Annotated in this window: 6 protein-coding genes and 2 pseudogenes; 6 read left to right on the forward strand and 2 right to left on the reverse strand. The window is 61.9% G+C overall.

The features are described from left to right. The first annotated feature begins 169 nt into the window (after positions 1-169). The 5 genes and pseudogenes from BG842_RS07610 to BG842_RS07630 all read left to right on the forward strand — a co-directional run bounded on the left by BG842_RS07610 (position 170) and on the right by BG842_RS07630 (position 5,825). Positions 170-1,495, forward strand: a complete 1,326-nt coding sequence (locus BG842_RS07610) for an ABC transporter substrate-binding protein (protein ID WP_069450310.1) — start codon at positions 170-172, stop codon at positions 1,493-1,495. Between the two features lie 16 nt (positions 1,496-1,511). Then, a complete protein-coding gene (locus BG842_RS07615; RefSeq protein WP_069450311.1) occupies positions 1,512-2,411 on the forward strand; it encodes a carbohydrate ABC transporter permease in 900 nt (299 codons plus the stop codon). Beyond that, positions 2,408-3,279 (forward strand): annotated as a pseudogene (locus BG842_RS07620) (carbohydrate ABC transporter permease). Before BG842_RS07615 ends, BG842_RS07620 begins: the two are co-directional and overlap by 4 nt. A 6-nt stretch (positions 3,280-3,285) precedes the next feature. Then, positions 3,286-4,416 carry an ABC transporter ATP-binding protein gene (locus BG842_RS07625; RefSeq protein ID WP_069450312.1) on the forward strand — a complete coding sequence of 377 codons (1,131 nt, stop codon included), beginning with the start codon at positions 3,286-3,288 and terminating at the stop codon, positions 4,414-4,416. 194 nt (positions 4,417-4,610) lie between these two features. Beyond that, on the forward strand, positions 4,611-5,825 hold the full coding sequence (locus BG842_RS07630) for a cytochrome P450 (RefSeq protein WP_069450313.1): 1,215 nt from the start codon (positions 4,611-4,613) through the stop codon (positions 5,823-5,825). Positions 5,826-5,843: 18 nt separating this feature from the next. Here BG842_RS07630 and BG842_RS07635 read toward each other — a convergent pair whose 3' ends face one another. Both BG842_RS07635 and BG842_RS07640 read right to left on the reverse strand, forming a co-directional pair. Continuing rightward, complete coding sequence (locus BG842_RS07635; RefSeq protein ID WP_069450314.1) at positions 5,844-6,161, reverse strand: hypothetical protein; 318 nt, start codon at positions 6,159-6,161, stop codon at positions 5,844-5,846. Between the two features lies 1 nt (position 6,162). Continuing rightward, positions 6,163-7,632, reverse strand: coding sequence for a sodium-dependent transporter (locus BG842_RS07640; RefSeq protein ID WP_069450315.1), 1,470 nt, complete (start codon positions 7,630-7,632; stop codon positions 6,163-6,165). Between the two features lie 262 nt (positions 7,633-7,894). Between BG842_RS07640 and BG842_RS07645 the strand changes: the two are divergent. Continuing rightward, positions 7,895-8,231: pseudogene (locus BG842_RS07645) on the forward strand (hypothetical protein); the annotation flags it as partial.

Here is an 8,231-nt window from a genome sequence, read left to right on the forward strand (position 1 = left end):
CGTAAGGGGCTTGCGACTACGCTGATAGGGGTCTCCGATACGACTTTCGTGGCGATTGCGATGGAAACGGCGTGCGATCCATACTTCGATTGACTACTCCGTATGATTATGTATTCGCAATATAGGCCTATTACAACGCCTTAAGGTCGGTTGTCCAAATCGACGGGTAATGACGAACGAATCCACTCGTCGAAAGTTCCTGGCCACGAGCGCCGCAACCGGTGCGTTGGCGCTCGCCGGTTGCAGCGGTCAGTTGAGCGGCGGAAAAACCTCAATCAAGTTCTGGCACGCGATGGGCGGCGACACCGCGAAGCTGTTGGACCAGATGGGTTCCGACTTCGAATCCAAACACGAGGACGTCTCCGTCGAGGTGACGTCGAAGGGGAGCTACCGCGAGACGTTGAACTCGACCCTTTCGGCGGTCAAGGCGGACAAACCCCCGGCGGTCGCCCAGTTTTTCGACATCGGGACCGGACTGGCACGGACCAGCGACGCGTTCGTCTCCGTCCAGGACATCATTCCGTCGGACGCAATCGACTACGACAACTTCCTGAATCCGGTCCTCAACTACTACCGCATCGGCGATACGCTCAACTCGATGCCGTTCAACTCCTCGAATCCCGTCCTGTACTACAACAAGGACGCCTTCGAGAAGGACGGTCTTGACCCCGAGAGTCCGCCGAAAACCTTCCAAGGTATCGCGGACGCCTCGGCAAAGCTGATCGACTCGGGAGCCACGAAGAAGGGAATCACGTGGCCGAATCACGGCTGGTTCGTCGAGCAGTGGATGGCCGAGCAAAATCAGCTCCTCGTCAACGAGGAGAACGGTCGCGAGGGCGAGCCGACCGAGATTTACCTCGAAAGCGACGCGGCAAAGCGCATCTTCAACTGGTGGACGGAGCTGTACGAGCAGGGTGCGTACCTCAATCCCGGCATCGAGGATTGGAGCGCCGCGAAACAGGCGTTCATCGCCGGGAAAGTCGGGATGCTCATCACCTCCACCTCGGGCATCGCCTCGACCACCGCGGGCGCGAAGGAGAACGGCTTCGAGATGGGTACCGGCTACCTGCCCACCCCGGAGGGGAAACGCAAGGGCGTCGTCATCGGCGGCGGGTCGCTCTGGGTTCCGAAGGGACTCTCGGACGCCAAACAGAAGGCGGCGGCGGACTTCCTCGTGTGGCTCACCCAGCCCGAACAACAGGTTCGATGGCACAAGAACACGGGATACTTCCCCGTCCGCAAGGAGGCCGTCGGCCAACTCCAAGACAACGGCTGGTTCGACGAGAATCCCAACTTCAAGACGGCGTTCGACCAACTGCAGGCCACGAAGGATACGACGGCGACTCGCGGCGCACAGATGGCACCGTTCGCAAAGACGCGAACTATCGTCGAGAAGAGCTACGTGAGCATGATTCAGGGCACCAGCGTCGATAGCGCGCTCGCCAGCGCGAAAAAGGACGTCGAGTCCGAGCTGGCCCGCGCGAACCAGAAGTAACTCACCTCAGCTTTTCATGTCCACTAAAGAATCAACGTATTCGAGCACCTGGCAGGCGGCCTTGTTGTTGCTGCCGACGATAGTCGTTCTCGTCGCGTTCCTGTACTATCCGTCGGTCGAGACGATCCGTCTGAGCCTCTACAACACGGGCGTGCTGGGTCTCCACAAGACGTTCGTCGGACTGGACAACTTCGCAACCCTCCTCACCTCCCCCGAGTATCGTCACAGCATCGCGGTGACGGCCCTCTTCGCCGTCGCTGTCGTGGTCGGCACGCTGACCGTCTCGCTGTTCGTGGCGACGCTCCTCTACGAGGTGACGACCGGGCAAGCGGCGTATCTCGTGGCCGCCATCTGGCCGTATGCACTCCCGCCAGCGGTCGCAGGGACGATTCTGCTCTTCCTGTTTCATCCCACGCTTGGCGTCATCACGTACTTCCTTCACGACCTGTTCGGCATCACGCTCGACTGGTTCACGAACGGCACGCTCGCGTTGGTCATCGTTGCGATAGCGGCCATCTGGAAGCAACTCGGCTACAACATCATCTTCATCCTCGCCGCGTTGAACAACGTCCCCGAGACGCTCAACGAGGCGGCGAAACTCGACGGCGTTAGTCGGTTTCAACTCGTCACCCGCGTCTACATCCCGCTCATCTCGCCGACGCTCCTGTTCCTCGTCGTCATGGACACCATCTACGCGTTCTTCAGCACGTTCTCGTTGGTGGACCTGATGACCCACAGCGGCCCGAACGGGGCGACCAACTTCCTCATCTTCAAGCTCTACCGGGACGCCTTCGAGTTCTCGAACCTCGGACTCGCATCCGCCGAGTCCGTCATCCTGTTCGGCATCGTCGGCGTGCTGACGTACGCCCAGTTGCGCCTCTCCGACCGGTACGTCCAGTACGGAGGGAACTCATGAGCACGGAGTCGCTCCCCGCCGCCGACCGAGTGCGTCGGGGGTCGTGGCGGGACGTGCTCCCGGACAACCTCTTCGTGCACGTCGCACTCGTCGGCTCGACGTTCGTCATGGCGTTGCCCCTGTTGCTCGCGCTCCTGATGAGCACGCAGACGACGACCCAGATATACCAGACAACGAACCTCTCCCCGGCGGGCAGGCGGCGCACAACTACGTCGCCGCCATGACCGAGTACGGGGTGGGTCGGTATCTGCTCAACTCGCTCGTGATGTCACTCGTCATCGTCGTGGGCAAGGTGACGATTTCGCTGTTCGCGGCGCTGGCCATCGTCTACTACCGGTTCCGGTTCAAGGGATTGGTGTTCATGTTCATCCTGTTCACGCTGATGCTCCCCGTCCCGGTGCGCATCCTCTCTCTGTTCCAGTTCGTGGCGAGCATCGGCTGGTCGGATTTGTTGCTCGCGCTGACCGCGCCCTACCTCGCCAGCGCGACGACCGTTTTCCTGCTTCGACAGCACTTCCGGTCGATTCCGGACTCGCTCGTCGAAACCGCCCGGCTGGACGGTATCGAACCGCTCACGTTCCTGTTTCGCGTCCTCGTGCCGATGTCGAAGGGCATGATAGCGGGCGTCGCGGTCATCGAGTTCATCTACGCGTGGAACCAGTATCTCTGGCCGCTCACCATCATGAGCACGCAACGAAAGCAGGTCGCGCAGGTCGGTGTCAAACTCTTGCAGTCGGCCAGCGCCGCGGGGCAAACCCAGTGGGGTCTCATCATGGCGGGTGCCGTCATCGCGCTCGTCCCCCCGCTCTTGGTTCTCCTCGTGTTGCACCGTCCGCTCCTCCAAACGTTCGGACTTCAACAAAAGTGACCAGTTATGGCAACCATCTCACTGAAAAACGTCGTCAAGCGGTACGACGACGTGACGGCAGTCAACGGCATCGACCTCGAAGTGAACGACGGCGAGTTTCTCGTCGTCGTCGGACCGAGCGGGTGCGGGAAATCCACCACGCTTCGCATGCTCGCCGGACTCGAAACGATATCCGACGGAACGATTCGGTTCGGCGGCGACGTCGTCAACGGCGTCCCGCCCAAGGACCGCAACGTGGCGATGGTGTTCCAGAACTACGCGCTCTACCCGCACATGACCGCGGAGCGCAACATGACCTTCGGCATGAACTCGTCGGGGTCGTACACGAGCGACGAAATCGAGCGGGCGGTCGCCGACGCGGCCGACACGCTCGACATCGTGGACCTCCTCGACCGGAAACCGGGTGAACTCTCGGGCGGCGAACGACAGCGGGTCGCCATCGGCCGGACGCTCGTTCGGGACCCCGAAATTCTCCTCATGGACGAGCCGCTGTCGAACCTCGACGCCAAACTGCGCGTCGAAATGCGCGCGGAACTCGCGGAACTCCACGCCGAACTCGAACGAACCACCATCTACGTCACGCACGACCAGACGGAGGCGATGACGCTCGGCGACCGCGTTGCGGTCATGAACGACGGGAAAATCCAGCAGGTAGACGACCCGCAGACGCTCTATGACTATCCCGTCAACCGATTCGTGGCGGAGTTCGTCGGCAGTCCGTCGATGAACGTCCTTCCCGCTCGCGTCTCCGAGGGTGATGGACGCCGGGTCGCCGAGGGGGACGGATTTCGCATCCCGCTTCCGCGGACGGAGACGCGCGTCGATACCGATATCGACCGCGGGCAGGTCGGCATCCGTCCCGAAGACCTCGCGGTCGGCGAGGGTGAGGGCGATATCGAACTCTCGGTGAGCGTCACGGAACCGCTCGGCGAGTCGCTGTTGCTCCGCGGCACCGTCGGCGAGACCGAACTCTCGGTCAAAGCCGACCCGCGAAGGTCGGTCGAAGTGGGTGAAACGGTCGGCCTCGTCGCCGACCCGGAACGGCTCCACCTGTTCCGTTCCGATACCGGGGCGGCGATATACCACTCGTCGCCGGGTGCGTCCGAGCGAACGGCGGTGAAGCGTCCCTCGGCGTAGCCGGACCCGACCCTCGTTTCACGCCTCGGACGAGCGGCCGTAAAATGCGATTCTAACTGACTGGTCAGTACCTCTTTTAGTTCGAAATTGCTCCGTGCTGATAGTTGCTCGACGTTTATCTCTACTTTTTATTTATACTATCAACCATCTCCTGACCAAAAAGCATACAATCTAACTGAACGATTATTCAGTTAATGGAGTCTCCCAACCAAGCGTCATCGGTCCTCCGACCGCCCGAAGAACTGTACGACAGACAGCGGCAACTCGACCCGTTCGACTGGTACGCACGAATGCGTCGGGAGTCTCCCGTTCGCTACGACGAGAGTCGAAAGATGTGGGACGTGTTTCGGTACGAGGACGTGGACCGCGTGCTCTCCGACTACGACGCGTTCTCCTCGGACATGCGGGACGCCGAGGCGGTGTCGTTCGACGACGACCAAGCGATGCGCCGGACCATGATAAACGCGGAACCCCCGGAACACGACCGACTTCGGCGGTTCGTGGACGAACGATTCCGGCCGGAAACGATACGCGAACTGCAACCCCGTCTCGAATCGTTCGCCGCCGAATTTCTGGATGCGGTCGAGGACGCGGACCGAATCGACCTCGTCGGCGACTTCGCGTATCCGTTCCCCGTGACCGTCATCGCGGAACTGCTCGGAATCCCCGCCGAACGCCGCGACCAATTCAAGTCGTGGTCGGACGCGCTGGTCGCCAGTCCGACGGAGGAGACGAAAACGGCGATGGAGAAAAACGAACGACAGCGCCAACGCGCTCGTCGAGAGATGGCCGAGTACTTCGGCGACCTGCTCGACGAGCGGGCCGACGGGGACGGTGACGACCTCATCACGCTCGCGGCGACGAGCGACGACCTCGAGCGCGAGGAGAAGATCGGATTCTGCATCCTCCTTCTCATCGCGGGCAACATCACGACGACGAATCTCATCACGAACGCCGTGTGGTGTTTCGACGAACACGACGTGACCGATGCCGTTCGGACGGGTGAAGTCGACCGAAAGCAGGCGATAGAGGAGGTGCTTCGGTACCGCTCTCCCGCTCAGTCTATCCGTCGCGTCGCCACCCAGGACGTCGAACTCGGCGGCGAAACCATCGAAGCCGGTGAGTTGGTGACCGCGTGGATCGGGTCCGCGAACCGCGACCCCGACGTGTTCGACGCGCCGGAGGAGTTCCGGCCGGAGCGAAGCCCCAACCGACACATCGCGTTCGGGAAAGGCATCCACTACTGCCTCGGCGCGCCGCTCGCCCGCGTCGAGGCGGACGTCGCGCTCGACGCGCTCTTGGACCGGTTCGACACCGTTGCGCCGACCGACGAACCGAAACGTCCGCTTTCGACCCAACTGCTCCACGGACTCGAAGCCCTGCCGTGTCGCGTCGAACGCGCCGAGTGACAAAAAATTGAAGCGCCGCTACAACCGCTCCAGCGAGTCGATCTCCGATTGGTTCCAGTCGTAGAACGTCGTATCGATACGTCTGAGCGTCTCGACGCACTCGTTGTAGCGCTCGCGGGCCTCGGACGCGTGTTTGTCGTCGGGATTCTCCCGTATCCACTCCCGGAGTTCCGTCATCGAGCGGGGGGAGTAGGTGTCGATTTCTCCCTGTTCGTTCAGCAGTTCGAGCTTTTCATCCTCGTCGCGGAGGGAGCGAACGAGCGCCCACACGGCCGTGCCCCAGAGGACGGCGATGGACCCGAGCATGACGACCCACGCGCTCGTCGAGAGTGCCATCTCAATCACCCCCTCCTGTGGCGGTTTCAGGTGACTCACTCGTCCCGCCACGTCCGCGGAGCGCACCCATGATGAGGACCGCACCGACGAGCAACACGGCCATCAACACGACGCCGCCGACCGTCCGGACGAACGACGTACCGACGCTCATCACGACGTAGTAGGCCATGATGCCCACCATCAGCGCCGGAATGAAGAATTTGATGATGCCGACCCACCACCCACCGACGTGGATGTCTGAGTTGCGGTTGAGCGCGATGACGCGCATGGGTTCGGCTTCGAGCTGCCAGCCGACGGTCAGGATGATGAGCAACGCCGCGAGCGGCAGACCCCAGTTTCCGAACATGAAGTCCATCAGCCCGAGGAAGTCGGCGGAGTACGCGCTCGGAAGGCCGACCAACCAGATGAGGCCGACGACTCCGAGAACGGCACCGCGGCGGTCCAACCTCGTCTCCTCGGTGACCGTCGTCACCGCGACTTCGGTGATGGCGAGGCCGGACGAAAACGTGGCGAACAGGAAGCCGACGAAGAACAGGATGGCCCAAATCGCCCCGCCCGTCATCCGCGGGAAGACGCTCGGCAGGGAGATGAACGCCAGATTGGACCCGGCGCTCGGCTCCAGCCCGAACGCGAACACCGCCGGGAAGACGGCGAAGATGGCGAGCAGCCCGACGCTCGTGTTCCCGACGGCGGTGAAGACGCCCGCGCCGAGCGGCACGTCGTCGTTCTTGCTCAGGTAACTCCCGAAGGTGAGCGCGATACCCCAACCGAGGCCGGTTGAGAAGAGCGCCTGTCCGAGCGCGGCGGTCCACGTCTCCGCACGCACGAGGTAGTTCCAGTCCGGCGTGAACACGAACTCCAGTCCGCCCATCGCACCGGGGAGCGTGAGTCCCTTGATTCCCACCGCGATGAGCGCGAGAACGAGGAACGGAATCATCCACTTGACGACGCGCTCGATACCGTCCTTGATGCCGAACAGGAGGACGCCTCCCGTCGCCGCCATGGCGACGGTGTGCATCCCGACGGTGAGCGCCGGAGATCCCGAAAAGGCCGACCAGAACGACTGCGGGTCGAAGCCCGGTTGCGAGAAGGTCAGGAGAACCGAGTTCGCCGCGTAGTACATCGTCCACCCGATGATGGGCGCGTAGTAGGACATCAAGGCGATGTTCACGATGACGACGACCAACCCGAGCCCTTCCGCGCGGCCCTCACCGAACGCGGATTTGAACGACCCGATGACGCCGCGATTCGTGTACGACCCGAACACCGTCTCGGCCATCAGCCCCGGAACGGCGATGAGGAACAGGAGGATGACGTACGCCACGAGGAACGCGCCACCTCCGTTCTCGCCTGTCGTGAACGGCATCCGCCATATGTTTCCGGCGCCGACCATCGCGCCGAGCATTGCCATGAGGAAGCCGAATCGACTTCCCCACTGTTCCCGTACGGTCCGTGCGTTAGCATCTGACATGGATACGGCGGTTCGGACGGGCGGCAGAAACTTATATTGATACGGTTAGGCCGCGATATTCTACTTAAACCGACATGAATACACTTTCTCTACTGACTGCTGTACTCAACCACCCTGATTCTGTAGAGAACCTCGACTGTCTCGTTCTGATAGAATTGTGATTGTTTGGGGAAATGAACCGCATTCCACGATATGAAATAGCGGAGGTGGGGATACTTCGGCGACATCGTAATGTCGCTTCTCATCGAATCGGTTGCCACTCATGCCCTCTGCGGCCCCGCTCTACATCACCGATTTCGCCGACGAACGCTGTCGCTTCGACAGCTACTGGTCTCGGCTTCGGGAACTCGACGTTCCGGTTCCGAAGACGGCGCTCGTCCCGCTCGAAACGGACGAGGAGGAAATCCGCTGGGACACGGACGCGATTCTCGATTTCATGGAAGAAAACGAGTTCGATCGGGCGTTCGTTCGGACACAGGTGAAGGCCGCCACGGTCCGACTCCGCGAGGGGTCGTTCGTCTACCGCCCCGAAGCGGACGTGATAGACCGGGTGGTCGAGTCGTTGCTCACGCAGAACGGCGAACAGGGCTGGCCGCACG

The organism is Haladaptatus sp. W1 (genome assembly GCF_001723155.1).
GTDB classification, from domain to species: Archaea; Halobacteriota; Halobacteria; order Halobacteriales; family Haladaptataceae; genus Haladaptatus; species Haladaptatus paucihalophilus.